The organism is Geminicoccus sp. (assembly GCF_035556675.1).
In the GTDB taxonomy this organism is placed as follows: domain Bacteria; phylum Pseudomonadota; class Alphaproteobacteria; order Geminicoccales; family Geminicoccaceae; genus Geminicoccus.
The window spans coordinates 1-24,295 of the sequence record NZ_DATMFZ010000323.1 but is presented as its reverse complement, the minus strand read 5'-3'; the positions used below and the strand labels follow the sequence as shown (position 1 = coordinate 24,295).

The following is a 24,295-nucleotide window of genomic DNA, read 5'->3' as shown; positions in this document are numbered from 1 at the left end:
CTGCGCCAGAAGCTGCTGGAGCTGGTCCGCCAGCGCACCGAGATGAACCGGCAGGCGGCGGCGGCCCAGACCGGGCCGGTCCCGGCCCTGCCGACGCAGGGCTAGGCAAAGGGTGGTGGTACTGGGCAAGCCAGTGGCGGCGCGGCTGGCGTGGGACGTGATGCTGGTGAAGCCGGACAAGCTGCGCGACCATGGCGAGTAGCGGGAGATCGGCTACGCGCCCACGGATGGCAGGCTCTACTGCGTCGTGCTCACCCACCGCGACGACGTCCTGCACGTCATCAGCCTGCGCCCGGCCGATCTGAGAGAGTTCAGGCGCTATGAAGCGCAAGCTGCTGCCACGACTGAGGCCGAGGACGCCGCCATCAACGCTGCGACTGCCATGGATCCCGACACGGACGAGCTGTCGGACGAGGAGTTCGCGCGCCTTGGGCCGTTCAGCCGCGGGCCCGGCCGCCCCGCCGGCAGCGGCCGCAAGGTCCCGGTGACCATGCGGCTGGATGCCGACGTGGTGGCGGCGTTCCGGGCGGAGGGGAGTGGCTGGCAGACCCGGATGAACGACGCGCTGCGCGAATGGCTGTGGGTGCGTAAAAGCTATACTGCGGTTGTACGGCTATTGTAACATTCTCATAGTACTCTAACGATATTTTTGCTAAACACCACCGTACTTCCGAATGGCGCAAGAATTCAGCCTGAGAATCTACATTGAAAGAAAAAATTAGAAGCGAATATTTAAGAACAATGAGAATGATTGAAAGTGACCCATATCGAGATAAAAAGACGCTAGGCGTATCGGACGTGGTTCATGCGCACTTTGTCCTAGCCGATTTTTTTGATGATATAGGTGAAGGGATGAGCACTCCAGGATTAAGGAGTATAGATTTACTGCAATCTGCGGTAGCGCGTCAGGTGGTTGGTATGGGGGGGGGAATACTAAAGTATCAAGATAATTGCGATATTGCTGCAACATTATTTTATGGGATAGTTAAGAATCATGCATTTATTGATGCCAACAAAAGAACAGCCCTTCTTTGCTTGATACTTCATTTACAAAGATTTCGTCGTCGGCTTTCTATCAGCATGCATTCCTTGGAAGAATTTACTGTGGATGTTGCGGAAAGTAAGTCGTTGGGAGAAGGGGGAGATGTAAGTCTAGATCAAGATGCGTATGTTTTTAACATTGGAAAATTCATTAGAGAAAATTCTGTTAAGTGTGATAGAATAAGTCCAACTATAACATACAGGCAACTTGAAACGATTTTGTTTGGATTTGGATACTGCATAGACAATAGCAAGAGTAATTTTGCGGATATTAGAGATATTAAATCTGGCAAGCGCATGTGTCAAATTGCCTTTCCTTCTTGGGCTAAACAAGTTCCGAGAAACACAATTGTAGAGATTAGAAAAAGATGCAGCTTGAACTATATAAACTCTGTGACTGACGAGGAATTTTTTAAAGGAATTCGGGATGCAGATATATTGACCGCCAAGTATCAAGAACCGCTGCGTCGCTTGGCTGATCGGTAGTTATTCCGCATGAGCCGCTCCAGTGCCTGGCTCGATGTGCCCCATCGGGATAGAGCCGGCGTCCAGGCGGAAGGTGGCGCATCATCAGGCTGCGCGGCGCTGGGCCTTGCGGATTACCTGGCCGGACGCGGCGGGCTTAGACTGGGAGTGGAAATTGAACAACTGACCGTCCATCGACTTCAGTACTTGAAGCGATTTGTGATCCAGCCCCGCCGGGAGCGACACTCGCCGCCGAGCCGCGCGGACTAGGGCATTTAGATACCGCCCTGTGCTTCAGCCGCGCAGGCTGCGCGTTTACGGCCGCCCGGGCCATGGCGTGAACGGCAGCCCGAGCGACGAGGCCACCGCCGCATGGGTCAGCTTGCCGGAATGGACGTTCAGCCCGGCGGCCAGGCCGGGATCCTCGGCCAGCGCCGCCTGCCAGCCCCGGTCGGCCAGCGCCAGCACATAGGGCAGGGTCGCGTTGTTGAGCGCATGGGTCGAGGTGCGCGCGACGGCGCCTGGCATGTTGGTCACGCAGTAGTGGATCACGCCGTCCACCTGGTAGGTCGGCTCGGCATGGGTGGTGGGCCTGGAGGTCTCGGCACAGCCGCCCTGGTCGATCGCGATGTCGACGAACACCGAGCCCGGCTTCATCCGCTGGATCATCTGCCGGGTGATCAGCTTGGGCGCCGTGGCGCCTGGCACCAGCACGGCCCCGATCACCAGGTCCGCTCCGGTCACGTGCTGCTCGATCGTGTCGATGGTCGAGAAGATGGTGTTGAGGGTCGGGCCGAACTGCAGGTCGAGCTCGTAGAGCCGCTCCAGCGAGCGGTCGATCACGGTCACCGCCGCCTCCATGCCCATCGCCATCCGGGCGGCGTTGGTTCCGGACACCCCGCCGCCCAGGATCACCACCCGGCCGGCCGGCACGCCCGGCACGCCGCCCAGGAGCGTGCCGGAGCCGCCCTGCGCCTTTTCCAGGCAGTGGGCGCCGACCTGGACCGACATGCGCCCGGCCACCTCCGACATGGGGGTAAGGAGCGGCAGGCGGCCGCGCCGGTCGGTGACGGTCTCATAGGCGATGCATACCGCGCCCGAAGCCAGCAGCGCCTCGGTCTGGGCACGGTCGGCGGCGAGGTGCAGATAGGTGAACAGGACCTGGCCCTCGCGCAGCATCCGGCACTCCTCGGGCTGCGGCTCCTTCACCTTCACGATCATCGCGGCGCGGGCGAACAGCTCGGCCGGGTCCGGCACGATCCTGGCCCCGGCGCTGCGGTAGGCGTCGTCGTCATAGCCGATCCCGGCCCCGGCCCCGGTCTCCACCAGCACCTCGTGGCCGTGATGGACCAGCTCGCGCACGCTGGAAGGGACCAGGCCCACCCGGTACTCGTGGCTCTTGATCTCCTTCGAGACCCCGATCCGCATCCTCAGCCTCCCTTTTCTCGCGGCACGGCAGGCTAGGCGGAAGGATCGCGGAGCGCCAGTTGCCGCACGGGAGCAGGTGAGCGCCGGGTACGCAGGCCACAGCCGGACGGCACCGGGAGCGGCGTGCTGCGTTTCACCTTGGCAGGCCCGGGCGCCCGGACCTATCTCGGTGCCATCGCCGGCCTAGCGAGGGACGGATGTCACTGTCACGTCGCCTGCTGTTGGGATCGCTCGGTGCCGCCGCGGGCTCGCTCCTGGTGTCGCCTGACGCCCGCGCGGCGAGCTTCTTCCGGATCAGGACCGGTGCCCCGTCCAGCACCTATTTCCCGGTGGGCACCGCGATCGCCGGCGTGATCGGGGCACCCGAGGGCGGGCGGCCGTGCCAGCAGGGCGGTGGCTGCGGCGTGGAGGGGCTGGTGGCGCTGGTCCAGTCCTCGCGCGGTTCGGTGGAGAATGTCGAGGCGATCGAGAGTGCCGAGGTCGAGAGCGGCTTCGCCCAGGCCGACGTCGCCTGGTTCGCCACCAGCGCGACCGGGCCGTTCGAGGGCAGCCCGCCCTTCCAGAAGCTGCGCGGCCTGTGCTCCCTGTTCGACGAGGCGCTGCACCTCGTGACGCTGCCGGGCATCGGCATCCACGCGATCCGCGACCTGCGCGGCATGCGGGTGGCGATCGGTTCGCCGGGCTCGGGCACCGCCGTCACCGTCCGCCGGGTGCTGGACGCGTTCGGGCTGGGCTCGGAGCAGGTGACGCTCGTCGAGATCGACGCGGTGGAAGCACTCGGCCGGATGCGGGTGGGCTCGCTGGAGGCGATGTTCCTGATCGCGGGCGCGCCCGCCGCGGTGGTGTCGGAGGCGATGGCCTCGCTGGACGCCCAGATCATCCCGATCGACGGCGGCCCTGCCGACCAGCTGCTCCGCGACACCCGGTTCCTCGTCCGTACCTCGATCCAGCCCGGCGCCTATGTCGGCGCCTATGGCACGCCCACCATCGGCGTGCGGGCCTTGTGGCTGGTCTCGGCCGACGTGCCGGACGAGCTGGTCTACGGGATCACCCAGGCCTTCTGGCACCCGCAGTCGCAGGCCTTCCTGCGCAACGTCCACCCCCGGCTGCTCGACCTCAGCCTCGCCCATGCGCTGGACGGCATGGAGGTCGCGGTCCACCCGGGTGCCGCCGAATTCTATCGCGAGCAGGGCTTCGTCCAGTGAGCGCTACCCCGGTGGTGCGGGGTCCAGTGAACCAGGGCCCGGCCGTCCGGGTCGAGGGCCTGGTCAAGCGCTACGGCGAGGTGGTCGCCGTCGACGGCCTGAGCTTCGCCATCCCGGCCGGGCGGACCACCGCCCTCTTGGGCGCCAACGGTGCGGGCAAGACCACCACGATCGCGATGCTGCTGGGGCTGCTGGCGCCGAGTGCCGGGACGATCGAGATTTTCGGCCTGCCGATGCCGAAGGCGCGCAACCGGCTCCTGCCGCGGATGAACTTCTCCTCGCCCTATGTCGACCTGCCGCTGCGCCTGACCGTGCGGCAGAACCTCCTGGTCTATGCCGACCTCTACGGGGTGCCGGCTCCGCATGAGCGGATCGCCGAACTCGCGGCCTGGCTGGATCTCGCGGCATTCCTCGACCGCCCGACCGGACGGCTCTCGGCCGGGCAGAAGACCCGGGTCGTGCTGGCCAAGGCGCTGATCAACCGCCCGGAGCTCCTGCTGCTGGACGAGCCCACCGCCTCGCTCGACCCGGACACGGCCGACCGGCTGCGCACCATGCTCCAGGACTACCAGGCCGAGCGCGGTGCCGCCGTGCTGCTCGCCTCGCACAACATGCCGGAGGTCGAGCGGCTGGCGCAGCACGTGGTGATGCTCAAGGCCGGGCGGCTGGTGGCGGAGGGCTCGCCGGCGGAGCTGCTGGAGCGCTTCGGCCGAGTCGATCTGGAGGAGGTGTTCCTGGACATCGCGCGCGGGCGGGCCCGCGACCCGGCCCCGGCATGAACCCGGCCCGCCTGGCCCTGCGCCGGATCCGCGGCGTGTTCCGACGCCACTGGTACCTGCTCACGGCATCCTGGCCGCGCATGCTGGACTTGGTCTACTGGCCGACCGTGCAGGTGATCCTGTGGGGCTTCATCACCCGCTTCCTGGCCGAGGAGAGCTCGCTGGTGGCGAATGCCGCCGGGATCTTCCTGTCCGCGGTGCTGCTGTGGGACGTGCTGTTCCGCAGCCAGCTGGGCGTCAGCCTGGGCTTTTTGGAGGAGATGTACTCCCGCCATTTCGGCCATCTCTACACCAGCCCGCTGCGTCCCTACGAGCACGTGCTGGCCGTGTTCCTGATCGCCACGATCCGGGTGGCGCTGGGAGTGGGCGGGGCGTCGCTCCTGGCCATCCCGATCCACGGCTTCTGGATCGGCGGGGTGCTCGGCTGGTCGACCGTGCTGTTCATGGCGGTGCTGATGGCGTTCGGCTGGTCGATCGGCCTGATGATCGCCGGGCTGGTGATGCGGCTGGGCATGGGGGCGGAGAGCCTGGCCTGGGCCGCGATCTTCCTGATCCAGCCGGTTTCCGGCGTGTTCTACCCGATCGAGACCCTGCCGGGCTGGGTGCAGGCGATCGCCTGGTGCCTGCCGACCGCCCCGGTGTTCGAGGGGATGCGCGCGGTCCTGATCGAGCACCGCTTCGACCTGGGCCTGCTGCTCCACGCTCTGGCCATGCTCTGCCTCTGGCTGGCGCTGGGCGCCTCGGTCTACACGGCCCTGTTCCGCTCCGTGCGCCGGCGCGGCCAGCTCCTGCAGACGGGTGAGTGAACCGCCCGGCTGCCGGTGACACATCCTTTGGTTGTCGCGCTGCAACTTTCTAGATCATTTATCCGGAAAAGTAATATTGGACGGCGTCACTGCGATATATCCTCAGTAACTATTGATGAATTTCTATCGATCTTCCTCGCGATAGGATGGTGCCAGTCCGACCGCCATTCGTCTTCCGGGGGAAGCCATGGTCCATCGTCCGATTCGCAAGCCGGCGCTCTTGCTGACGCTGCTGTGCGGCGCCCTGCCGGCCGCGGCCCAGTCCACGGGCGGGCCCGTGCTGCAGGGGCCCGCCGACGAGATCGAGGACCGCTCGATCAGGGTCATGGGCCAGACCGTGCAGCTTCCGGGCGGGCTGGTCGACACGCCGGCGGCGTTCGGCGTGTCGGGCAAGCGGCTGAAGGACGACGTGGCCGGGCGGAAGAAGGGCTTTCGCAACAGCACCGTCGTGATCCGGCTGGCTCAAGGCAACGGCGCGCCGGTGGCAGAGTCCGCCTATGCCAGCCTCGATCTGGCCACCGCCACCGGGCTCGTCACCTCGGCGGCCGGCAGCCCGCTCGAGGTCAACGGCCTGCCGGTGCGGCCCAGTACTGGCCTCCTGCCCGCCGAAGGCTATCGCAACCTGTACGGCTTCGAGATCGCACCGGCCTCGGTGACGCGCGGGATGATGGTCACCATGACCGGCTACTTCACCACCGACCATGACGATGATGATGATGATGACGACGATGACGACGACCGGCGCAAGGACGGCCCGCGCAGCTTCTACTTCCATCGGCTGATGGTGGGCGACGGCGCGCCGGTCCAGCCAAACGCGGAGGTCAGCATCACCCGGGCGCGCTGCCGCCTCCATGCCACAGCCGCGGGCGGCGAACTGGAGGTGCAGGGCTGGGTCCATGCCGCGGCCTTCGCCCCACTGCCGGAAGCCCTGCCGGAGGTGACACTGACGCTTGCGACCGCAGCCGGAGAGCAGCAGGTCCCGGTGCCGGTGACCCGGGATCCCGCCAACCAGCACTATGGCCGCTATCGGCTGGCCGGGGCCCGCGACATCGCCGCCTGCCCGATCACCGTCACCGCCGCCTGGGGCGGCGACCTGGACCAGCGGATCGCCGTCGTCGACCTGGGCGCGGTGGACTAGGTCGATTGCCTGGCGGGCGCGGCAGCGGGTGGACGTGCGTCAGCCGCGCCGTGCCGCCTCGATCGCGGCGACGTCGATCTTGTGCATGTCCAGCATGGCGGCGAAGGCGCGCTTCGCCTCGTCGCCGCCCGCCGCCATCGCCTCGGTCAGGACGCGCGGCGTGATCTGCCAGGAAATACCCCACCGGTCCTTGCACCAGCCACAGGCGCTCTCCTGGCCGCCATTGCCGACAATGGCATTCCAGTAGCGGTCGGTCTCCTCCTGGTCGTCAGTGGCGATCTGGAACGAGAAGGCCTCGCTGTGCTTGAACGTGGCGCCGCCGTTCAGGCCAATGCAGGGAATGCCCGCGACGGTGAAGTCGACCGTCAGCACGTCGCCGGCCTTGCCGGAGGGATAGTCGCCGGGCGCACGATGCACGGCGTGCACCGCGCTGCCGGGAAAGGTCGCCGCGTAGAAGCGGGCGGCGTCCTCGGCATCCTTGTCGAACCAGAGGCAGATCCTGTTCTTCGCCATGGCGCGTTCCTTTGCTCGGGGTGCGCGCGGCCCCGTCCTCCCGTCGGGATCAGACCCTCAGGCCAGGAGGATGGCGCTCGCCTGGGTGCCGAACGGACCGCCGCCCGCGAGCGTGGTCCGCCGGTAGCTGAAGTAGCGCTCCTTCTGGGTGGCCGTGTCCAGGCCGGACGCCTGCACTAGGCGCAGGCCGGCCCGGCCGAGGCGCAGGCAGACATAGGCCTCCAGGTCGAAATAGGGGCGGCCGTCGCGGCCGGTCACGAAGCAGGCATCCGAGGCCGGGTCCTCGGCATGGAAGCGCTCCTGGAACTCCGGCCCCACCTGGTAGGAGCGGCGCTGGATGCAGGGGCCGACCGCCGCCACGATCCGGGCCGGCGCCGCACCCGCCTGGGCCATCGCCGTGACGGCGCTCTCGATGATCCCGGACAGGGCACCCTTCCAGCCGGCATGGACGGCCGCCACCACTCTTGCCTCGGCATCGCACAGGAGGACCGGGGCGCAGTCGGCGGTGGTCACCGCGATGGCGAGGCCTGGCACCGTGGTGACCAGCGCGTCGGCCTCGGGCGCCTCGTCCGGATGCCAGGGGGCGGTGACCCGTACCGTCGTGGTGCCGTGGACCTGGCGGCCCACCACCAGCTCCCGGGCCTCCAGCGCGCCGGCGACGATCGCCCGGTTGGCCAGCACCTTCTCCCGCCGGTCGCCGGTGCGCAGCGCCATGTTGAGGCTGTCATAGGGCGGCGCGCTGGTCCCGCCCTGGCGGCCGAAGAAGCCGTGGCGGATGCCGGGCTGGGCGTCGAGCAGTGCGGTGGTGATCCTCATCGGTGTGCTTCCGTCCCTCCCTCGTCGACCAGCCCGGGCGGCAGCGCCTGGCCGGGTGCCGCCACGCCCAGCACCTTGAACGTCCGCCCCATCCGGCTGGGATCGACCAGGCGGCGCGTGCGGCTCCAAAGGTCGCTCGCCCGATCCTCGTCCAGCCCCCGGGCCAGGGCCTCGGTGCGCAGCTCGACGCCGAGCCGGCGCAGGAAATCGCCCTGCGGCACCGGGCCGGCCGTCCGGCAGCCGGCCGCGGCGAAGGCGCGGATGAGCGGCGCGAAGTCGACCCGGCTGGTCAGGTCGATCTCGCCCGGCAGGTCGAACGGGTCGTGGACCTTCTTCTGGCCCCGCACCGCCTGTACCGTGTCGCCCGTGGCCCCCTCATAGGCATCGCCATAATCGATCAGCAGGGCGGCACCGCCGCAGGCCGCGAGCTGCCGCCCGATCGCGATCGCCATGGCCTCGCGCGCAGGCGAGATCTCGTGGATCGCCCCGTCCGGACAATCCGGCATGACCTGGCCCAGCGGCGAGGGCCTCGTCTCCAGGACCAGGCCGAGATGGCCGCTGCCGCTGATCCCGACCCGACGCTCGAACCAGTGGCCGGACAGGTGGACGAACTGGCGGATCGGCAGGGCGTCGAACAGCTCGTTGGCGATCAGGTAGAGCGGGCGGTCCGCCGGTACGTGTTCCAGCGCGTCGTGCCACTCGACCGGCAGGCCGCGCAGGCGGTTGGCCTGGAAGCTGCGCAGGGCAGCACTGATCTCCACCAGGGCCACCGGCGCCAGTGCGTCCCGCGCCTGCGGCGCCACCGCCAGCGCCCGCCAGGCATCGGCCATGAGGGTGCCTTTGCCCGGCCCGATCTCGGCGAGCCGTGCCGGCACCGGGCTGCCCTGGTCCAGCCAGCACTGCACCAGGGCCAGGCCCACCAGCTCGCCGAACACCTGGGAGATTTCCGGGGCGGTGACGAAGTCGGCACCGATCGGCACCCGGGTCGCATAATAGCCGTGGCCCGGATGGTAGAGGCAGGTCTGCCACCACTCGTCCAGCCGGATCGGACCCTCCGCCTCGATCCGGCGACGCATGAGCTGGAGCAGCGGCCCGCTCATGCCGGGCTAGCCACCCGCCGGGTGCGCAGCACCAGCCAGAGCCCGACCAGGGCCACCGGGACCGACAGGAGCTGGCCCATGGTCAGCCCGCCCAGGAGATAGCCCAGCTGCGCGTCGGGCTCGCGGGCGAACTCGACGACGAAGCGGGCGATGCCGTAGCCGAGCAGGAAGGTCCCGCCGATCAGGCCGCGCTCCTCCGGCCGGCGCGGCCGGCGTGCCAGCCACTGGACGACCACCAGCAGGACCAGGCCCTCGAGGATGGCCTCGTAGAGCTGGCTGGCATGGCGCGGCTGCGGGCCGCCATGGGGGAAGATCACGCCGAACGGCAGGTCGGTAACCCGGCCATAGAGCTCGCCATTGATGAAGTTGGCGATCCGGCCGAACAGGAGGCCCAAAGGTGTGACCGCGGCGATCGCATCCGCCACGTCCAGGAAGGGTACGCGGCGCGAGCGGGCGAACAGCGCCATCGCCACCAGCACGCCGATCAGTCCGCCATGGAAGGACATGCCGCCCTCCCAGACCATCAGGATCTGTGCGGGATGCTCCAGATAGACGGGCAGGTTGTAGAACAGCACGTAGCCCAGCCGGCCGCCCAGGATCACGCCCAGCGTGATGTAGAACAGCAGGTCGTCGACGTCCTCGGGCGTGATCCGCCAGCCGGGCCGGGTGACCAGCCGCTTGGTCAGGAACCAGCCGAGCAGCAGGCCGCCGACATAGGCCAGCGCATACCAGCGCAGCGCAAACGGGCCGATCTGGACGATCACGGGGTCGATCGGCGGGAAGGGGATGGCGAGCAGGGGCGGCAAGGTTCGTTCCGGCAGCGCGGGTTCAATCCGGTCATGGCGGCTCGGGCCGGCCCGTTCAAGCCACGCCCGCGCAACCTTGAGACAGGGTAGGCTTTGCGCGTGTCAGGGGAAGTCCCATATAGCGGTTCGGATGGCACCGTCGCTGATGGAGGTTGGCATGCAGACCACGAGCCGGTTGTTCGACGATCTGGCCAAGGTGGCGAGCGGTGCGGTGAGCACGTTCGGGGCGGTCAAGGAAGAGATCGAGACCCGCGTGAAGGAGCGCGTCGAGCGGATGCTGGCGGACATGGACCTGCCGACCGCCGACGAGGTCGCCGCGATCCGGGCGATGGCGCAAAAAGCCCGCGAGGAACAGGACGTGCTGATGGAACGTATCGCGACCCTGGAGGAACGTGTGGCAAAACTGGAGTCGTCTGCCGCCGAAATCGACTGAAGGGCGAAAAAGCGACCGTCTGTGCGTTGCTGCGCTGCAACGCTTGGGGCATGCTGGGGCTGAGCGCGCCCGCCGCCCAGATTTTTCACGGGCCGTCCTCATAGCGCAGGAAGGCCCCATCGTCAGGAGAAGCCATTGACGATCATGCGCTCCGAAGTGGCCGAAGACGACGAACTCGCGTCCAACCCACTGGAAATGATCGAGCATCTCGCCCAGCTGCGCGAGTGGAACTGCGTGCGCAAGGACGATGACGAGCTGACCGTCGAGGTCGCCGGGTCATGGTGCCGCTACCAGGTGATGGTCACCTGGAACCCGGACCTGTGGATCCTGCACTTCACTACGGCCCTCGACCTCAAGGTCCCGGCCAAGAAGCGCGAGCAGATCCGCCAGCTCCTGGCTCTCGCCAATGAGAAGCTGTGGCTGGGTCATTTCGACCTGTGGTCGGACGAGGATCTGCCGGTGTTCCGCCACGGCATGCTGGTGCGCGAGAGCGCCCTGCCGTCGCTGGAAGTGATCGAGGACGTGATCGACATCTCGGTCGGCGAGTGCGAGCGGTTCTTCCCGGCCTTCCAGTTCGTGGTCTGGGGCGGCAAGAAGCCGGCCGAGGCGATGATGGCGGCGTTGCTGGAAACGGAGGGCGAGGCTTGAGCAGCGAGCGGCAGAATGCCCTGGCCGAGGCCAGGGTGCTGCTGGTGGGCTGTGGCAAGATGGGCTCGGCCATGCTGCATGGCTGGCTCGCGGCGGGGCTGGCCCCCGCCAATGCCTTCGTGGTCGAGCCCGGACCCACGGCGGGCGTGCCGCGCGGGGTGACCTGGGTGTTCAAGGCCGAGGAGCTGCCGGCCGACCTCCGGCCGGACGTGGTGGTGCTGGCGGTCAAGCCGCAGATGATGGATGCCGCGGCACCCGCGTTCCGGCCCCTGGTCGGCAAGGGTGCCCTGGTCCTGTCGGTCGCGGCCGGCAAGACCATCGGGGCCTACGAATCCTATTTCGGTGCGACCACGCCGGTGGTGCGCGCCATGCCCAACACGCCCGCGGCGGTCGGCCGGGGTGCCAGCGTGCTGATCGCCAACGCCAATGTCAGCCAGGCCCAGCGCCAGCTCGCCGAGCAGATGCTGGCTGCTGTCGGCACGGTCGACTGGATCACGGACGAGGCGCTGATGCATGTCGTCACCGCCATGTCCGGCGGTGGGCCGGCCTATGTGTTCCTGCTGATCGAGACGCTGGCCGCGTCCGGGGCGAAACTGGGCCTGCCGGAAGATCTGGCAATGCGGCTGGCGCGTACCACTGTTTCAGGAAGCGGTGAGCTCGCCCGCCTGGCGCCCGAGCCGGCGGCGCAGCTGCGCCAGAATGTCACCAGCCCGAACGGGACCACCCAGGAAGCCCTGGCGGTCCTGATGGCCGAAGGTGGCATGCAGGATCTGTTCGACAAGGCGATCGCGGCGGCGGCCAGGCGCTCGGTGGAGCTGGGCTGACCGCCCTCCCGGTCGGGAAGGAGTGGACATGGCCAGGAAACCCAGGATCACGCCCGAGGCGGAGCCGGCGACGTTGCGCGACCCGCTCGATACGGCACTCGGCATGATCGCCGCCTCGGGCTGGCGCTCGTTCAGCCTGGTCGAGCTCGCCCGCGAGCTGAACGTGCCGCTGGGCGAGGTGTACCGGCAGTTCCCCAGCCGGGTGGCGGTGCTCGACCGGCTGGGCCGACGTCTGGACCAGCGCATGCTGGAACTGGCGGCCGCCGACCTGGACGACATGAGCGTGCGCGAGCGGCTGTTCGAGCTGATCATGCGGCGCTTCGACGCGATGAAGCCCTACCGGGACGTGCTCGTCCGGCTGGCGAGGGAAAGCCGCGGCGATCTGGCAGTGGCGGGGGTGAGCCTCGGCAACATGACCCGCGGGGTCGCCAAGATCATCGATGCCGCCGGCATCCGCAGGCCGGGCCTGCTCCTCGCACACAACGGGGTGAGCCTGCTCTACCTGCGCCTGGTCCGGATCTGGCTGCAGGATGATGATCCGGAGCAGGCCCGTCTGCTGGCCGAGCTGGACAAGGGGTTGGCACGGCTGGAGGAAGGGGCGCGGCGACTGTGCCGGTTCATGCCCAGGCGTCGGGCAGTCGCTCCCGATGTCGCGGCAGCCTGATCGTCGGACCACCATTGCTGCGGCGCACAATCAACTTGACGCAGCTCCTTCGCACTGCGAGATGAGCCATCGTCGAGTTGACCGGCACGAAGCTTCTGGCGGAAGGTGATGTCATGGCCGAACCAAGTGCTCCGAAGACCGTCAAGCCTGCCACCGGAGGCAAGGCCGCGGCAGGAACGGACACCGCCGCGGCAAGAGCCGAGCAGGGCAAGCCAGTGGCTGACGATGCAATCAAGGCAGGCAGCGCTTCGGCTGACGCGGTGCCCGGGGCGGCCAATCCGATGGCGGACATATTCGACCAGCTGATCAAGGCGCAGACCGAGTTCGCGCAGCGGCTGGGCTTCGACCCCAAGGGCTTCGGCTTCGATGCGGCCCGGTTCGACCCGAGCAAGTTCGACGCGGGCAAATTCGGCATGGACCAGGCGTTCGGCCAGGGGATGCCGCGGTTCGACCTGGTGCTGGCCCAGCACCAGAAGAATGTCGGCGCCTTCCTCAAGGCGCAGGCGGCGATGGTCGACGGTGCACAGACCGTGTTCCAGCGGCAGCTCGCCTTGTTCCAGCAGACCATCACCGAGGCCACCACTCTCATGCAGAACCTGCTGGCCGAGAAGGACAGCCGGGCCGGCATCGAGAAGCAGGTGGATGCCTCGAAGCAGGCTTTCGAGAAGATCATCGCGGAGGCCCAGGACCTGGGCAACGTCGTCACCAAGTCGCAGTCCGAGGCCTTCCAGCTCCTGAACGCGCGGGCGCTGGAGCAGATCGAGGAGATCAAGTCGGCCTACGAAAAGACCGCTTGATTCCATTTCCTTCCTATCGAACGCTCTCAAGGCGGCGACCGGGTCACCGGACGCCGCCTTTCTTTTTGCGTGCGGAAGGCAGCGGTGTGACGATCAGCTTCGACGACTTCCTCAAGGTCGACATCCGGGTCGGCACCATCCTGCGCTGCGAGCCCAACGCCGCGGCGCGCAAGCCTGCCTACAAGCTCCTGATCGACTTCGGCGAGGAAATCGGCACCAGGACCAGCTCCGCGCAGATCGCCGACCTTTATCAGGCCGACGAGCTGGTCGGCCGGCAGGTGGCGGCCGTGGTCAACTTCCCGCCGCGGCAGATCGCGAAGGTGGTCTCGGAGGTGCTGGTCCTGGGCTTCCCGGACGCGGAGGGGCGGGTGGTGCTGGTGGCCGTCGAGCGGCCGGTCCCGAACGGCGGCCGGCTCTACTGAGGGGTCGCGGGGAGCGGAGAGCGGCTCAGAGATGCCCGGCACCCATACCGCTGAGGGATCTAGGCCGGCAGCACCGTGCCGAGTTCGGCCGCGATCGCAGCCACGCAGGCGCGTAAGGCCGCTTCGATCGGGGCCGCCGGAGCCGCCTCGAACCGGTAGCGGGGCATGCTCACGCTCACGCAGCCGAGCGGCCGCCGGTCGGGACCGCGGATGGCCAGGCCATAGCAGCAGATGTCCAGCTCGTTCTCCTGCCGGTCGATGGCGATCCCGCGGGGGCGGGTGCGGCCGACCTCCTCCATGAGCTGGGCCAGGCCCTGGATCGTGTGGGGTGTACGGACGGACAAATCGAGGCGTTCCGCCAGCGCTGTCGCTTCGGCCTCCGGGAGGGCGGCCAGCCAGGCCTTGCCGACCGAGCTCGAGTGCAAGGGCACGGGCGTGCCGATCCGCGAGGTCATCCGCACCACCTGCCGCGATTCCAGCTTGTCGACATAGACCATGGCATCGCCGGCCGGCAGGGCGAGATGCACGGTCTCATCGAGCTGGTTCCGCAGGGCCTGGAGATGCGGCCGGGCCAGGCGGCGCAGGTCGAGCCGGTCCCAGCTCTGCCAGGCGAGCGCCATCAGCCGGGTGCCGAGCGCATAGCGGCTGGAGCCCATCGCTGGCGTGACCAGGCCCTCCGCCTCCAGCGCCGCCACGATCCGGTGCACGGTCGGCCGCGGCAGGCCGGTGAGGCGGGCCAGCGCCGCCACGCCATGCTCGCCCGGCGCATCGGCGATCGCCTGGAGCACGCGCATGAACTTGCCGAAGGCGGCGGTGCCGGGGACCCCCACCTGCGACGGGTCGGCGGCGGCCATCAATAGGTCGCGCGGCCGCCGGACAGGTCGAACACTGCCCCGGTGTTGAAGCTGCAGCTGGCCGAGCACAGCCAGAGCACCAGTTCCGCCACCTCCTCCGGTTCGCCCAGGCGGCGCAGCGGCGATTTGTCGATCATGGTCTGCACATGGGCCGGGCTCATCTGCTCCAGGATCGCGGTGCGGACGGCGGCGGGGGCCACGGCGTTCACCAGCACGCCGCTGCCGGCCAGCTCCTTGCCGAGCGACTTGGTGAGCGCCAGCACCCCCGCCTTGGCGGCACTGTAGGCACTGGCATTGGGCGTGCCTTCCTTGCCGGCGAGCGAGGCGATGTTGACGATCCGGCCCCAGCCATTCGCCCGCAGCGCCGGCACCGCCGCCTGACAGACCAGGAAGGTGCCGGTCAGGTTGATGTCGACGATCCGCCGCCACGCATCCTGGGGATATTCCTCGACCGGCACGGTCGGTCCGGCATAGCCGGCATTGTTCACCAGGATGTCGAGACGGCCGCAGCGCTGGAGGGTCGTGGCCAGCGCCTGCTCGATCGATGGCTGGTCGGTGATGTCGACGGCGAGCGTGTCGGGATCGGCCGCATCCGGCGGGTCGCGGTCCCAGACCAGGACACTGGCGCCGGCGGCGCGCAGGCCCTGGGTGATGGCCTGGCCAATGCCGCGCGAGCCGCCGGTGACGACGGCCGTGAGCCCGGTCAGGTCGTAGCCGGCGCGCCGGCCCGCCTCAGCGGATGAAGCGGTCGACATAGTCTTCGCCCAGCCCGACTTCCCGGTAGTGCTTGCGGCACATGTCGATCTTGGTGAACACGTCCTCGAAGCCGACATTGTTGCCCCAGGGATCGACGTAGTACATGCAGCCGTTCACCTGGAAGAGGGTGATCATCTCCTCGACGTCCTCGTCGACCACCAGCGTGTGGGTCTCGCCCGGCGGCTCGAAGGCATAGGAGCCCTCGGTCGCGACCCAGTCATGCTCCAGGTAGCGCCAGCTGCCCTTGATCACGAAGGCATGGACCGGGTTGGGATGGCGGTGGCGGCTGAGGATGCCGGACTTGCGTACCCGCAGGAGGTTCATCCAGTAGCCGGACGACCGGTTCAGGCAGAGCGGGCGGAACCAGACGTTCTCGGCCTGCGGCACCCAGATCCGCTCGTCGTCCGGGACCGCGTTCGGCACGACCAGATCGGGCAGAATCTCGCTCGGCTGCGGCTTCTGGTAGGGCATCCGGCGGATGGTTTCGGGATCGAGGCCTGCGCCCGGTGCGGTGGCGTCCGACATGGAAGCTTCTTCCGTGTTGTCTACATGGTGGACATTCCGTCCACCATGTGAGTGTCTGCACGGCAGGTCAGGCTGTCAAGCGGCCCGGCTGGGCAGCGGTCGCCTGACGAGCGCCGCCAGCAGCAGGGCGCACATCGCCAGGAGTTGGAAGCCAGCGCCAACTGCATGCGAATACTCCCACGTGCGGCGCAGGCGCTCCCAGTCGTCGGGCATCCTGGTCCAGTCCGCCGTCGCGACATTGGCGGGGTAGGTATAGATCCAGAAGACCGCCTGGGCGGCCAGCAGGCCGGCGATTGCGACGATGACGAGCGCGACGACGCGCGGTTCGTGCCGCGAAAGCAGTGCTGTCAGGATCATCGCGAGAAGCTGGACGGCCAGCAGATAGCCGAGCCTGTCCCAGCCCCGGTAGGCCTGCTGGACGATGAAATACTCGTCGCGCGGCAGGTCGATCTTGTTGGGCAGCTCCAGGGCATGGGCCAGGGCAGCGCCCAGGGCCAGCGCCGTCGCGAGCAGGGCGATGAACAGGATCGCGTCCCGGGCCAGTGCCGACCGGGAGCCATGGAAGGTCGGGGGAGTGGCCATGACGACCGAACATCGCATGGCCCTGCGCGTTCCGGCTGGTGCGTCCTTCTCGGGACCGGCCTACGGAGCGATCTCGAAGCGCCGTTCCAGGTGATAGGTCTGCCCGTCGCGGACCACCTCGGCGCGGGCAGTCCAGCTTCCGGCGGGCCAGCCCTCGGGCGGGCGCTTGCGGCCGGCGAACAGCATGGTGCGGGCCTGGTCGCGCGCCTGGTCCTGCTCGTGACGGACTACCTCCCCGCCGTTGGGATCGGTCAGGGTGAGGGTGATCCGATCGCCCTGGCGCAGCGCATAGCCGCCCAGGAACGCCACGACCGCCGGCGAGTCGGAGGTGAGCAGGGCGGCCTCCGCACGGCCGTCCCAGACGGCCTCGCTGGTGACCGGGCCATCCGCGATACCCAGCACGCTGAGCGCCAGCGGCTGATAGGCGCCGATGCGTTCGACGGCATCCGGGCTCCAGAGCGAGGTGCCCGACACCGTGCAGGCCTCCTCCGGAGGGGTGGCGTGGAACGGGTCGAGCTTCTGGCCGTCCTTGCGCACGCTCAAATGGAGGTGCGGGAAGCTGGTCATGCCGGACAGGCCGACCAGGCCCAGCTTCTGCCCGGCCCGCACGGTGTCGCCCGGCTGGACGGTCACGCTGCCCTCGCGCAGATGGCAGTACTGCGTCTCCCAGCCGTCCGCGTGCTCTACGACCATGCCGTTGCCGCAGTTGATGTCGGCGACCTGCTCCTTGCCGCCCTGCTCGACCGCGACGTCGCGCACCCCGTCGCGCACCCGCGCCACCACACCGTCCGCGGCGGCCAGCACTTCGACCCCGGCCCGCATGGCGGCCCCGTCGCGCACGGCGAAGTCGATGCCGTCATGGCCGTCATAGCTCATCGGGCCGCAGAAACTGTCCGCCACGGCCGGACCCGGGTCGTGGTCGACATAATGGACGATCCAGCAGTCCGTGCCGGGTGTGCAGGCGATCGGCAGGTCGAGCTCCAGCGCAGTGGCGGGCCGACCGACGGTCAGCGGCAGCAGGGCCGCCAGGAAGGCCAGGCGCCTCATGCCGGTGCCGCACCCAGTTCGTAGAACACGAACTTGGCGGCCCCATAGCGGCGCACATCGTCCGCATGGAAGCCCTCCAGCTCCGGCGGATCCTCCTTGCGCCCGATCTCCGCCACGATCAGCACGCCCGTGTCCAGCCAGCCGCCCGCCATCAGCGCGTGGACGGTCGGCACCACGAGATCCTTGCCGTAGGGCGGGTCGAGCAGCACCAGGCGGTAGGGTCGGTCGGCGGCACCCAGCTTCGCGGCATCCGCCCGCAGGATCCGGCTGCGGCCGGTCTCCTTGCAGGCCTGGACGTTGCGCTTGGTGATCGCCAGCGCCTCCGGGTCCTTGTCGACGAAGGTGACATGTGCGGCACCCCGGGACAGCGCCTCCAGTCCGAGCGCGCCGGTGCCGCAGAACAGGTCGAGCACGGTGGCATCGAGCAGGGCCTGGCGCGAGTTCAGCATGCTGAACAGGGCCTCGCGCGCGCGGTCCGAGGTCGGGCGGACCGCGTCGCCGGGAAACTCCTCCAGGCGGCGGCCGCGATGCTGGCCGGCGATGATCCTCATGCCCGCCTCGTCCGGTCACGGCGCACGGGCTTCGGCGCATCGCCGCCCAGCTGTTCGCGCACCACGCGCGGGTTGACCTCCTCGACCTCGCCGCGCGGCAGCTGGCCCAGCTGGAAAGGGCCATACGCCACCCGGATCAGCCGGCTGACCGGATGGCCGATATGCTCCATCACCCGTCGCACCTCCCGGTTCTTGCCTTCCTTCAACGACACCATGATCCAGGTATTGTCGCCCTGTTCCCGGTCGATCGTGACCTGGATCGGCCCGTAGGTGATGCCGTCCACCGTGATCCCGGCGAGCAGCCGGGCAAGCTGGTCGGGCTCGGGCAGCCGGTGGACGCGGGCGCGGTAGCGGCGGGTCCAGCCGGTGGACGGCAGCTCCAGCTTGCGCTTGAGCTCGCCGTCATTGGTGAGCAGGAGCAGGCCTTCCGAGCCGATGTCCAGCCGACCGACCGGGACCAGCCGCGGCAGGCCCGGTGGCAGTCGGTCGTAGATGGTCGGCCGGCCCTCGGGGTCGCGGGCACTGGTGAGCACGCCGCGCGGCTTGTGGAAGCGGAACAGCCTGGTCGGCTCCGCGGCCGGCAGGGGCTGGCCGTTCACCACGATCCAGTCGTCCGGGCCGACATTGAGGGCCGGCGAGGACAGGACCTTGCCGTTCACCGCGACCTTGCCCTCGGCGATCAGCCGCTCGGCATCGCGTCGTGAGCACACCCCGGCCCGTGCGATCCGCTTGGCGATGCGCTCGCCCGCCGGTACGTCGCTCACCGGGCCTCCTCCCGCATCTGCCGCTCCCGGGCAGCCTCGACGAAGCTGCGGAAGATCAAGCCGTCGCCCGGCGAGATCGCGTATTCCGGATGCCACTGCACCCCTAGGAGGAAGCGCCGTTCCGGGTCCTCGATCGCCTCGACCACCCCGTCGGGTGCGCGGCCGCTGACCAGGAGGCCGGGTGCGGGCTGCTCGACCGCCTGATGATGCGCGCTGTTGACCGGCAGGGTGGTGGTGCCGGTGATCCGGTGCAGGAGGCTCTCAGGCAGCACCTCCACCTCGTGGCCGGGCTCGGTGCGCGGGTTCGGCTGCTCGTGGGCGAGCGCTTCCGGCACGGCATCGGGGATGTGCTGGATCAGCGTGCCGCCCAGGACGACGTTGAGCAGCTGCTGGCCGCCGCAGATGCCCAGCACCGGCAGGTCGCGGGCGAGGGCCGCCTCGGTGATGGCCCACTCGAACCGGGTGCGCCGGTCCTTGGTGGTCACCGTCGCATGGGTTGATCCGGCGCCATAGAGGGCCGGGTCGACATCGAAGGCGCCGCCGGTAACCACCAGCCCGTCCAGGGTCTGGGCGTAGTGCAGAGCGAGCTCCGGCTCGTGCGGCAGGGCCACGGGCAGGCCCCCGGCTTCGCTCACGGCCGAGAAATAGTTCTGGCGCAGCGCGTACCAGGGCAATTTGGACCAGCCGCCGGCGGGCTCGGCATCCAGGGTCAGCCCGATCAGCGGGCGGCGCGAAGCAGCGGTCATGGAAAATCCCGATCAGGCACCGGCCGGGATATGCGCCGCATCGGCCTCGTCCCGCAAGGAGGCGCGCTCCAGGCCCTGGTCGATCCGCTCGCAGAACCGGCGCAGGTTCGGGAAGTCCTCGGCGATCCGGCGCAGCTCCGTGTCCAGCGGGACCAGCAGGATATTGGCGAGGAAGCCGTAGGCCACCGCGTCGATGGTCGAGGTCTGCTCGCCCATGAAGAAGCGTCTGGAGCCCAGCATGATCGATATGGCGGCCAGGTCCGCGCGCGCCATGGCGTAGATCTCGCGCTGCGAATGCCGGCCGATGCCGTGACGATACAGGGCCCGGCGCATCTTCCGGCGCAGCAGCGGTCCTGCCAGCAAGTGCACCGGCGGCGGGAACAGGCCCCGGTTCACCTGGTGCATCGCCGCCCAGCCTTCCGGATCGATCCACCGGGAGTAGACCAGGATGCCGTAGAGATGCTCCTCAAACAGGCGCTGCAGGGCCAGGCTCTCGGCCAGCTGGCGCGCATCCAGCCAGGCATCCGGGTCGATCAGCCGGCTGCGCTTCAGATGCTCGATGATCAGGCCGCTGTCGCCGATCCGCCGGCTGTTCTCGATGACATAGGGCAGCTTGCCCTTGGGCGAGAAGCCGGGGTTGCGCTGGTAGCGCACCGTGTAAGGGATGCGGGCCAGGCGCAGCCAAGTCTCGAGCTTGAGGGTGAACGGGCTGAAGTTGCGCCCCCAGACCGGCGGAAACTGGACCAGGACCAGCGGCGAATGGAGTGCCGCCGGGGTGCGCACCGCAGCTTCCGGCTGATTCTCCGCCACCGCCTCGTCCGACATCACCCGCGCCTGCCAGATCCCACCATCGCACCGATCGCGACCGCACCCGGCAGGGCCACGGCGGCGAGCGCAGCGTAGGCGGGGCCGAACCCGCCGGCAAGCGAGGCCACCAGGGCGAACAGGAGCGGGCCCGTCACGATGCCGCTATAGGTGAAGAGCTGGGCGCCGCCGGTGGCGGCAGCCGCCTCGTCCGGCCGGACGATCCGGACGATCTCGGCGAAGAACACGCCGTTCCAGGCGAGCGAGGTGGCGCCAAACCCGGTCCAGACCAGGATCATGGCGAATAGCGGCCAGCCCGGTGTGACGAAAGCGGTCAGGAGGCCCATGATCGAGCCCAGCACGCCGATCAGGCAGAGCGTCCGGCCGGCCCGGCCGGTCCGGTCGGCGAGCTTGCCCCAGAGCGGCCTGGCCACCGCCCCGCCGATCTGCGAGCAGGCGAACACCTGGCCGGCCTGGACCAGGGACAGGCCGCCGTTCAGCACGAGATGAGCGGTGAGGAAGGTCGTCAGGCAGAGCTGCAGGGCCGCCAGCGCGAAGGAGCCCATCGCCAGCACCAGGAGCTGGCGGTGGCGTTGCAGGAGCTGGACCCCACCGGCCGGACCATGGCCCGTCGACCGTTCCGCCTTGAGGCTGCGCAGGGCTTCGCCCGCAAACGGGACGACCATCAGCACCCCCGCCGCGGCGATGCCGAGCAGGGTCGCCTGCCAGCCCAGCGCGTGGGCGAGTGGCGGCGCCACGAAGCCGCCCAGTGCCGTGCCGATCGGCACCCCGGTCTGCTTGACCGAGAATACCCAGCCGCGCCGCTCGGGCGGCGTCACCCGGACCAGCAGGGCGGACGCGGTCGGGTTGACCAGGCCATAGCCGAAGCCGGCCAGCAGGACGGCGGGCGCCAGCAGCCAGAACCGGCCGGCGGCGAGCAGGGCGATGCCGGCCGAGATCAGGAGGATCGAGCCCAGGCTGGCGGCGAAGGCACCGACCTGCCGGCTGACCGCACCGGCCAGGGCCGAGCCCAGGATGGCGCCGGCGAACAGGGTCGCGGTGTAGAGGCCGGCCACCGCCGGCTCCAGGCCGAGATCCGCCGCGATCTCGGTCGCCAGCACCGGGACGGTGAAGATGGCGAAGGCCGCCAGCACCTGGACCAGGAAGGTCTGCCAGAGCACCGCCCGGGCCAGCCGGGGGTCGAGCGCGGCGCTCGCTTTGCCGGCAGGGGTCAGCGCGACAGGCCGCGGGCGGCCAGTGCCTCCAGATAGGCCGGCCAGAGCCGATCCTGCTCCACCCCTAAGCGGTAGAGCACCGGCCAGGCGTAGATCCCGGTGGTGTGGCCGTCGGAGAAGACCAGCCGGACCGCGTAGTTGCCGACCGGGTCGACCCCGGTGATCGTCACCTCACGCTTGCCCGGCACGATCACCTTCTGGCTGGGACCGTGGCCCTGCACTTCCGCCGACGGGCTCTCCACCCGCAGATATTCGGCCGGCAGGAGGAAGCTGCGCCCGTCGTCGAAATCGACCTCGATGGCCCGGGCACCGGGGGTGACGCGGATCTCGACCGGCCAGGGGCCAGCACTCATGGCCGCAGCCCGGGCGGGACCGGCGGGTGCGGGTCGTCGTCGATCCGCCGGGCCTCGTCGACCAGCATGATCGGGATGCCGTCGCGGATCGGGAAGGCCAGGCCGGCCTTGTCGCTGATCAGCTCGCCAGCGGCACGGTCGTAACGCAGCGGCGACTTGGTGAGCGGGCAGACCAGGATCGCCAGGAGCTGCGGATCCACCGGCGCTGCGGCCGGCTGGGGCGGGGGTACGGGGGCCACGGGCATCGGAAGCGGGCCTTCTTGGTCAGTGCATCTGGGTGGGCGCGCCGCCGGGCGTGGTGCGCGCATCCATCTGCATGAGTGCGGTCAGGATCTCGGTCTGCCGATTGAGGTCGGGCGCTTCCAGCAGGGCCTGCTTCTCCGACGGCTCGAACGGGCAGATCATCGCGAGCGAGGTGACGAGCCCCGACATCGGCGCCTGCTCGATGCCGGACCATTCGGCGGACAGCTCGTGGGCGTCCAGGAACTGCCTGAGCGCCTCCAGGAGCTCGGTGCGCAAGGCACCCGAGGGCTCGACCGGCTCCAGGTCGCCCATCCAGCGGTTGAAGTCGGCGCGCACCTGCCGGTACGGCGTGCCGCAGTCCAGCTCCTCGACCACGTCGAACCGGCACACGCCGGTGAGCGCGATCAGGAAGCGGCCGTCGTCGGTTTCCTCGAAATGGGTGATCCGCCCGGCACAGCCGATCCCGTAGATCTGCGGCGTCGGCTCGTGCTCCTGGTCGGGGCGGGGCTGGACCATGCCGATGATCTTGTGGGTCTGCATGGCGTCGCGGACCATCGCGAGATAGCGCGGCTCGAAGATGTTGAGCGGCAGGTTGCCGCCCGGCAGCAGGAGAGCGCCGGTGAGGGGAAACACCGGGAAGTGGACCGGCAGGCTCTCGACCGACAGCGCCATCAGGAGAACAGCACCGAACTCAGCTGCCGGCGGCCCTTGAGCGTGGCGGGATGCTGCAGGCCCAGCACGTCGAAGAACTTCACGAGCTGCTTGCGGGCGCGTTCGTCCTCCCAGGCGCGGTCGCGGCGGATCACGGTCAGGAGCTGGTCCATCGCCTGCTCGACCTGGCCGCGCAGGAACATCAGCGTCGCCAGCTTGCAACGCGCGTCATGATCGTCGGGATCGGCCTCGACCCTGGCGGCCAGCGCCACCGGATCACCGAGCTCGCCCGATTCCTTGGCCAGCGCCAGCGCGGCCTTGGCCCCGGTGATCTCGGCATTGTTGGTGAGCGATGCCGGGACCTGGCCCAGCACCTCTTCCGCGCTGGCGAAGTCGCCGAGCGTCACCATGCTGCGGGCGAGCCCGCCCAGCGCCGCGGCATTCTCCGGCTCAAGCTGGAGGATCTGGCTGTAGAGAGCAGCGGCACCCTGCACGTCGCCCGCCTCGGCCATGGACTTGGCCTCGGCGAGCGCCACCTGCACCTCGTCCTCGCCGCCGGCAGCACCGGCGGCACCGCCCGCCATCTTCAGGAGCTGGTCGACCAGCGCCTTGATCTGGCTCTCCGGCTGGGCGCCCTGGAAGCCGGTGACCGGCTGGCCGCCGACGAAGGCATAGACGGTGGGCACCGACTGGATGCGAAACTGCTGGGCCAGCTCCGGATTCTTGTCGATGTCGATCTTGACCAGCCGCACCTTGCCGCGGGCGGCACGGACCACCTTCTCCAGCGTGGGGGTGAGCTGCTTGCAGGGACCGCACCAGGTCGCCCAGAAGTCGACCAGGACCGGCACGGGCGACTGGATGACGTCCTTGGCGAAGGTCGCGATGCTGCCTTCGACGATCCAGTCGTCGCCGCTTGCTTGTGCGGGAGCCGGAGCCGTACCGGTGCCGAACAACGCCATGACGCCTCACCAGGGAAGGGAACCGAGAATCGACGGCAACGGGTTATGCCCCTGCCGCGCCCCTGGAAGATGGCGGCGTCCAGGAGGCGATACAAGGGTTCCGCATTCGGTGCGAAGAAGGGCTTGCAGGCCCCGGATTTTCCGTCTAATCACCGCGCCACCCAAGGACGCGGGCGTAGCTCAGGGGTAGAGCACAACCTTGCCAAGGTTGGGGTCGAGGGTTCGAATCCCTTCGCCCGCTCCATTATCTTTCCCGGACCACCGACGGTTCATGTGACGCGGCGGAAGCCGTGCCGGCTGCTTGGTGGCTGCTTTCCTTCATCTGTCGTTGTCGCAGGCC

The 24,295-nt window shown here is 68.8% G+C and carries 31 protein-coding genes and 1 tRNA gene; 13 read left to right on the top strand and 19 right to left on the bottom strand.

Annotated elements, in window-relative coordinates; genetic code table 11:
- The first annotated feature begins 382 nt into the window (after positions 1-382).
- Together VNS22_RS28430 and VNS22_RS22905 are read left to right on the top strand one after the other, a co-directional pair.
- A complete protein-coding gene (locus tag VNS22_RS28430; protein WP_349261873.1) occupies positions 383-622 on the top strand; it encodes a BrnA antitoxin family protein in 240 nt (79 codons plus the stop codon).
- A 125-nt stretch (positions 623-747) separates the two neighbouring features.
- On the top strand, positions 748-1,527 hold the full coding sequence (locus VNS22_RS22905) for a type II toxin-antitoxin system death-on-curing family toxin (RefSeq protein ID WP_325736618.1): 780 nt from the start codon (positions 748-750) through the stop codon (positions 1,525-1,527).
- A 294-nt stretch (positions 1,528-1,821) separates the two neighbouring features.
- On the opposite strand, the gene ald is transcribed toward VNS22_RS22905, so the two are convergent.
- Complete coding sequence (ald, locus tag VNS22_RS22900; protein WP_325736616.1) at positions 1,822-2,934, bottom strand: alanine dehydrogenase; 1,113 nt, start codon at positions 2,932-2,934, stop codon at positions 1,822-1,824.
- Positions 2,935-3,131: 197 nt separating this feature from the next.
- On the opposite strand from ald, the gene VNS22_RS22895 reads away from it, so the two are divergent.
- The 4 genes from VNS22_RS22895 to VNS22_RS22880 all read left to right on the top strand — a co-directional run bounded on the left by VNS22_RS22895 (position 3,132) and on the right by VNS22_RS22880 (position 6,862).
- Positions 3,132-4,139, top strand: a complete 1,008-nt coding sequence (locus VNS22_RS22895; protein ID WP_325736614.1) for a TAXI family TRAP transporter solute-binding subunit — start codon at positions 3,132-3,134, stop codon at positions 4,137-4,139.
- Positions 4,136-4,918 carry an ABC transporter ATP-binding protein gene (locus tag VNS22_RS22890; protein WP_325736612.1) on the top strand — a complete coding sequence of 261 codons (783 nt, stop codon included), beginning with the start codon at positions 4,136-4,138 and terminating at the stop codon, positions 4,916-4,918. Before VNS22_RS22895 ends, VNS22_RS22890 begins: the two co-directional genes overlap by 4 nt.
- Positions 4,915-5,724: an ABC transporter permease gene (locus tag VNS22_RS22885; RefSeq protein WP_325736610.1), complete on the top strand. Its 810-nt coding sequence runs from the start codon at positions 4,915-4,917 to the stop codon at positions 5,722-5,724. Before VNS22_RS22890 ends, VNS22_RS22885 begins: the two co-directional genes overlap by 4 nt.
- 187 nt (positions 5,725-5,911) lie before the next feature.
- Positions 5,912-6,862, top strand: a complete 951-nt coding sequence (locus VNS22_RS22880; RefSeq protein WP_325736608.1) for a hypothetical protein — start codon at positions 5,912-5,914, stop codon at positions 6,860-6,862.
- A gap of 39 nt (positions 6,863-6,901) precedes the next feature.
- Here VNS22_RS22880 and VNS22_RS22875 read toward each other — a convergent pair whose 3' ends face one another.
- Genes VNS22_RS22875 through lgt form a run of 4 tightly spaced genes read right to left on the bottom strand, consistent with a single transcriptional unit; the run spans position 6,902 to position 10,097 of the window.
- Positions 6,902-7,375: a VOC family protein gene (locus tag VNS22_RS22875; RefSeq protein WP_325736606.1), complete on the bottom strand. Its 474-nt coding sequence runs from the start codon at positions 7,373-7,375 to the stop codon at positions 6,902-6,904.
- A gap of 57 nt (positions 7,376-7,432) precedes the next feature.
- Positions 7,433-8,191, bottom strand: a complete 759-nt coding sequence (gene pgeF / locus VNS22_RS22870; RefSeq protein ID WP_325736604.1) for a peptidoglycan editing factor PgeF — start codon at positions 8,189-8,191, stop codon at positions 7,433-7,435.
- Positions 8,188-9,291, bottom strand: coding sequence for a class I SAM-dependent methyltransferase (locus tag VNS22_RS22865; RefSeq protein ID WP_325736602.1), 1,104 nt, complete (start codon positions 9,289-9,291; stop codon positions 8,188-8,190). Before VNS22_RS22865 ends, pgeF begins: the two co-directional genes overlap by 4 nt.
- Positions 9,288-10,097 carry a prolipoprotein diacylglyceryl transferase gene (gene lgt, locus VNS22_RS22860; protein WP_325736600.1) on the bottom strand — a complete coding sequence of 270 codons (810 nt, stop codon included), beginning with the start codon at positions 10,095-10,097 and terminating at the stop codon, positions 9,288-9,290. Before lgt ends, VNS22_RS22865 begins: the two co-directional genes overlap by 4 nt.
- A 157-nt stretch (positions 10,098-10,254) precedes the next feature.
- Between lgt and VNS22_RS22855 the strand changes: the two genes are divergently transcribed.
- From VNS22_RS22855 to VNS22_RS22830, 6 genes are all read left to right on the top strand, one after another.
- Entirely contained in the window at positions 10,255-10,530 is a 276-nt protein-coding gene (locus tag VNS22_RS22855; RefSeq protein WP_325736598.1) for an accessory factor UbiK family protein, read from the top strand.
- Positions 10,531-10,674: 144 nt separating this feature from the next.
- On the top strand, positions 10,675-11,178 hold the full coding sequence (locus VNS22_RS22850) for a YbjN domain-containing protein (protein ID WP_325736622.1): 504 nt from the start codon (positions 10,675-10,677) through the stop codon (positions 11,176-11,178).
- Positions 11,175-12,002 (top strand): pyrroline-5-carboxylate reductase, encoded by an 828-nt coding sequence (proC, locus tag VNS22_RS22845; protein ID WP_325736596.1) that lies wholly within the window; start codon positions 11,175-11,177, stop codon positions 12,000-12,002. Before VNS22_RS22850 ends, proC begins: the two co-directional genes overlap by 4 nt.
- A 28-nt stretch (positions 12,003-12,030) precedes the next feature.
- Positions 12,031-12,666: a hypothetical protein gene (locus tag VNS22_RS22840; protein WP_325736594.1), complete on the top strand. Its 636-nt coding sequence runs from the start codon at positions 12,031-12,033 to the stop codon at positions 12,664-12,666.
- Between the two features lie 281 nt (positions 12,667-12,947).
- The gene (locus tag VNS22_RS22835; RefSeq protein WP_325736592.1) at positions 12,948-13,463 is read left to right on the top strand and encodes a phasin family protein; all 516 of its coding nucleotides are present in this window, start codon (positions 12,948-12,950) and stop codon (positions 13,461-13,463) included.
- Between the two features lie 86 nt (positions 13,464-13,549).
- Positions 13,550-13,885: a tRNA-binding protein gene (locus tag VNS22_RS22830; RefSeq protein WP_325736590.1), complete on the top strand. Its 336-nt coding sequence runs from the start codon at positions 13,550-13,552 to the stop codon at positions 13,883-13,885.
- 59 nt (positions 13,886-13,944) lie between these two features.
- Here the strand turns inward: VNS22_RS22830 and VNS22_RS22825 are convergent, their stop codons facing one another.
- From VNS22_RS22825 to trxA, 14 genes are all read right to left on the bottom strand, one after another.
- Entirely contained in the window at positions 13,945-14,739 is a 795-nt protein-coding gene (locus VNS22_RS22825) for an IclR family transcriptional regulator (RefSeq protein ID WP_325736588.1), read from the bottom strand.
- Complete coding sequence (locus VNS22_RS22820; protein ID WP_325736586.1) at positions 14,739-15,494, bottom strand: SDR family NAD(P)-dependent oxidoreductase; 756 nt, start codon at positions 15,492-15,494, stop codon at positions 14,739-14,741. Before VNS22_RS22820 ends, VNS22_RS22825 begins: the two co-directional genes overlap by 1 nt.
- Positions 15,472-16,020 carry a 2,4'-dihydroxyacetophenone dioxygenase family protein gene (locus VNS22_RS22815; RefSeq protein ID WP_325736584.1) on the bottom strand — a complete coding sequence of 183 codons (549 nt, stop codon included), beginning with the start codon at positions 16,018-16,020 and terminating at the stop codon, positions 15,472-15,474. The genes VNS22_RS22820 and VNS22_RS22815 overlap by 23 nt, the downstream gene beginning before the upstream one ends.
- Before the next feature lie 75 nt (positions 16,021-16,095).
- The gene (locus VNS22_RS22810) at positions 16,096-16,602 is read right to left on the bottom strand and encodes a hypothetical protein (RefSeq protein WP_325736583.1); all 507 of its coding nucleotides are present in this window, start codon (positions 16,600-16,602) and stop codon (positions 16,096-16,098) included.
- A gap of 60 nt (positions 16,603-16,662) precedes the next feature.
- Positions 16,663-17,649, bottom strand: coding sequence for a M23 family metallopeptidase (locus VNS22_RS22805; protein ID WP_325736581.1), 987 nt, complete (start codon positions 17,647-17,649; stop codon positions 16,663-16,665).
- A complete protein-coding gene (gene rsmD / locus VNS22_RS22800) occupies positions 17,646-18,200 on the bottom strand; it encodes a 16S rRNA (guanine(966)-N(2))-methyltransferase RsmD (protein WP_325736579.1) in 555 nt (184 codons plus the stop codon). Before rsmD ends, VNS22_RS22805 begins: the two co-directional genes overlap by 4 nt.
- Positions 18,197-18,964, bottom strand: a complete 768-nt coding sequence (locus tag VNS22_RS22795; RefSeq protein WP_325736577.1) for a pseudouridine synthase — start codon at positions 18,962-18,964, stop codon at positions 18,197-18,199. The genes rsmD and VNS22_RS22795 overlap by 4 nt, the downstream gene beginning before the upstream one ends.
- Entirely contained in the window at positions 18,961-19,710 is a 750-nt protein-coding gene (locus VNS22_RS22790) for a gamma-glutamyl-gamma-aminobutyrate hydrolase family protein (RefSeq protein ID WP_325736575.1), read from the bottom strand. Before VNS22_RS22790 ends, VNS22_RS22795 begins: the two co-directional genes overlap by 4 nt.
- 12 nt (positions 19,711-19,722) lie before the next feature.
- Entirely contained in the window at positions 19,723-20,535 is an 813-nt protein-coding gene (locus VNS22_RS22785; protein ID WP_325736573.1) for a glutathione S-transferase family protein, read from the bottom strand.
- Complete coding sequence (locus tag VNS22_RS22780; protein ID WP_325736571.1) at positions 20,535-21,695, bottom strand: MFS transporter; 1,161 nt, start codon at positions 21,693-21,695, stop codon at positions 20,535-20,537. The genes VNS22_RS22785 and VNS22_RS22780 overlap by 1 nt, the downstream gene beginning before the upstream one ends.
- A gap of 50 nt (positions 21,696-21,745) precedes the next feature.
- Positions 21,746-22,102: a DUF971 domain-containing protein gene (locus tag VNS22_RS22775; RefSeq protein ID WP_325736570.1), complete on the bottom strand. Its 357-nt coding sequence runs from the start codon at positions 22,100-22,102 to the stop codon at positions 21,746-21,748.
- Entirely contained in the window at positions 22,099-22,347 is a 249-nt protein-coding gene (locus tag VNS22_RS22770; RefSeq protein ID WP_325736568.1) for a Trm112 family protein, read from the bottom strand. Before VNS22_RS22770 ends, VNS22_RS22775 begins: the two co-directional genes overlap by 4 nt.
- A 19-nt stretch (positions 22,348-22,366) precedes the next feature.
- Positions 22,367-23,017: an LON peptidase substrate-binding domain-containing protein gene (locus VNS22_RS22765; protein ID WP_325736566.1), complete on the bottom strand. Its 651-nt coding sequence runs from the start codon at positions 23,015-23,017 to the stop codon at positions 22,367-22,369.
- Positions 23,017-23,955, bottom strand: coding sequence for a thioredoxin (gene trxA / locus VNS22_RS22760; RefSeq protein WP_325736565.1), 939 nt, complete (start codon positions 23,953-23,955; stop codon positions 23,017-23,019). The genes VNS22_RS22765 and trxA overlap by 1 nt, the downstream gene beginning before the upstream one ends.
- 169 nt (positions 23,956-24,124) lie before the next feature.
- Here trxA and VNS22_RS22755 point away from each other — a divergent pair.
- Positions 24,125-24,199 (top strand) — tRNA-Gly (locus VNS22_RS22755).
- The last annotated feature ends 96 nt before the right edge of the window (positions 24,200-24,295 follow it).

Bases quoted from the DNA above. Each gene is read 5' to 3' on its own strand.
- VNS22_RS28430 (WP_349261873.1), top strand. From the start codon at position 383: ATGGATCCCGACACGGACGAGCTGTCGGACGAGGAGTTCGCGCGCCTT.
- VNS22_RS22905 (WP_325736618.1), top strand. From the start codon at position 748: ATGATTGAAAGTGACCCATATCGAGATAAAAAGACGCTAGGCGTATCG.
- ald (WP_325736616.1), bottom strand. From the start codon at position 2,934: ATGCGGATCGGGGTCTCGAAGGAGATCAAGAGCCACGAGTACCGGGTG.
- VNS22_RS22895 (WP_325736614.1), top strand. From the start codon at position 3,132: ATGTCACTGTCACGTCGCCTGCTGTTGGGATCGCTCGGTGCCGCCGCG.
- VNS22_RS22885 (WP_325736610.1), top strand. From the start codon at position 4,915: ATGAACCCGGCCCGCCTGGCCCTGCGCCGGATCCGCGGCGTGTTCCGA.
- VNS22_RS22880 (WP_325736608.1), top strand. From the start codon at position 5,912: ATGGTCCATCGTCCGATTCGCAAGCCGGCGCTCTTGCTGACGCTGCTG.
- VNS22_RS22875 (WP_325736606.1), bottom strand. From the start codon at position 7,375: ATGGCGAAGAACAGGATCTGCCTCTGGTTCGACAAGGATGCCGAGGAC.
- pgeF (WP_325736604.1), bottom strand. From the start codon at position 8,191: ATGAGGATCACCACCGCACTGCTCGACGCCCAGCCCGGCATCCGCCAC.
- VNS22_RS22865 (WP_325736602.1), bottom strand. From the start codon at position 9,291: ATGAGCGGGCCGCTGCTCCAGCTCATGCGTCGCCGGATCGAGGCGGAG.
- VNS22_RS22855 (WP_325736598.1), top strand. From the start codon at position 10,255: ATGCAGACCACGAGCCGGTTGTTCGACGATCTGGCCAAGGTGGCGAGC.
- VNS22_RS22850 (WP_325736622.1), top strand. From the start codon at position 10,675: ATGCGCTCCGAAGTGGCCGAAGACGACGAACTCGCGTCCAACCCACTG.
- VNS22_RS22840 (WP_325736594.1), top strand. From the start codon at position 12,031: ATGGCCAGGAAACCCAGGATCACGCCCGAGGCGGAGCCGGCGACGTTG.
- VNS22_RS22835 (WP_325736592.1), top strand. From the start codon at position 12,948: ATGGCGGACATATTCGACCAGCTGATCAAGGCGCAGACCGAGTTCGCG.
- VNS22_RS22825 (WP_325736588.1), bottom strand. From the start codon at position 14,739: ATGGCCGCCGCCGACCCGTCGCAGGTGGGGGTCCCCGGCACCGCCGCC.
- VNS22_RS22820 (WP_325736586.1), bottom strand. From the start codon at position 15,494: ATGTCGACCGCTTCATCCGCTGAGGCGGGCCGGCGCGCCGGCTACGAC.
- VNS22_RS22815 (WP_325736584.1), bottom strand. From the start codon at position 16,020: ATGTCGGACGCCACCGCACCGGGCGCAGGCCTCGATCCCGAAACCATC.
- VNS22_RS22810 (WP_325736583.1), bottom strand. From the start codon at position 16,602: ATGGCCACTCCCCCGACCTTCCATGGCTCCCGGTCGGCACTGGCCCGG.
- VNS22_RS22805 (WP_325736581.1), bottom strand. From the start codon at position 17,649: ATGAGGCGCCTGGCCTTCCTGGCGGCCCTGCTGCCGCTGACCGTCGGT.
- rsmD (WP_325736579.1), bottom strand. From the start codon at position 18,200: ATGAGGATCATCGCCGGCCAGCATCGCGGCCGCCGCCTGGAGGAGTTT.
- VNS22_RS22790 (WP_325736575.1), bottom strand. From the start codon at position 19,710: ATGACCGCTGCTTCGCGCCGCCCGCTGATCGGGCTGACCCTGGATGCC.
- VNS22_RS22785 (WP_325736573.1), bottom strand. From the start codon at position 20,535: ATGTCGGACGAGGCGGTGGCGGAGAATCAGCCGGAAGCTGCGGTGCGC.
- VNS22_RS22775 (WP_325736570.1), bottom strand. From the start codon at position 22,102: ATGAGTGCTGGCCCCTGGCCGGTCGAGATCCGCGTCACCCCCGGTGCC.
- VNS22_RS22770 (WP_325736568.1), bottom strand. From the start codon at position 22,347: ATGCCCGTGGCCCCCGTACCCCCGCCCCAGCCGGCCGCAGCGCCGGTG.
- VNS22_RS22765 (WP_325736566.1), bottom strand. From the start codon at position 23,017: ATGGCGCTGTCGGTCGAGAGCCTGCCGGTCCACTTCCCGGTGTTTCCC.
- trxA (WP_325736565.1), bottom strand. From the start codon at position 23,955: ATGGCGTTGTTCGGCACCGGTACGGCTCCGGCTCCCGCACAAGCAAGC.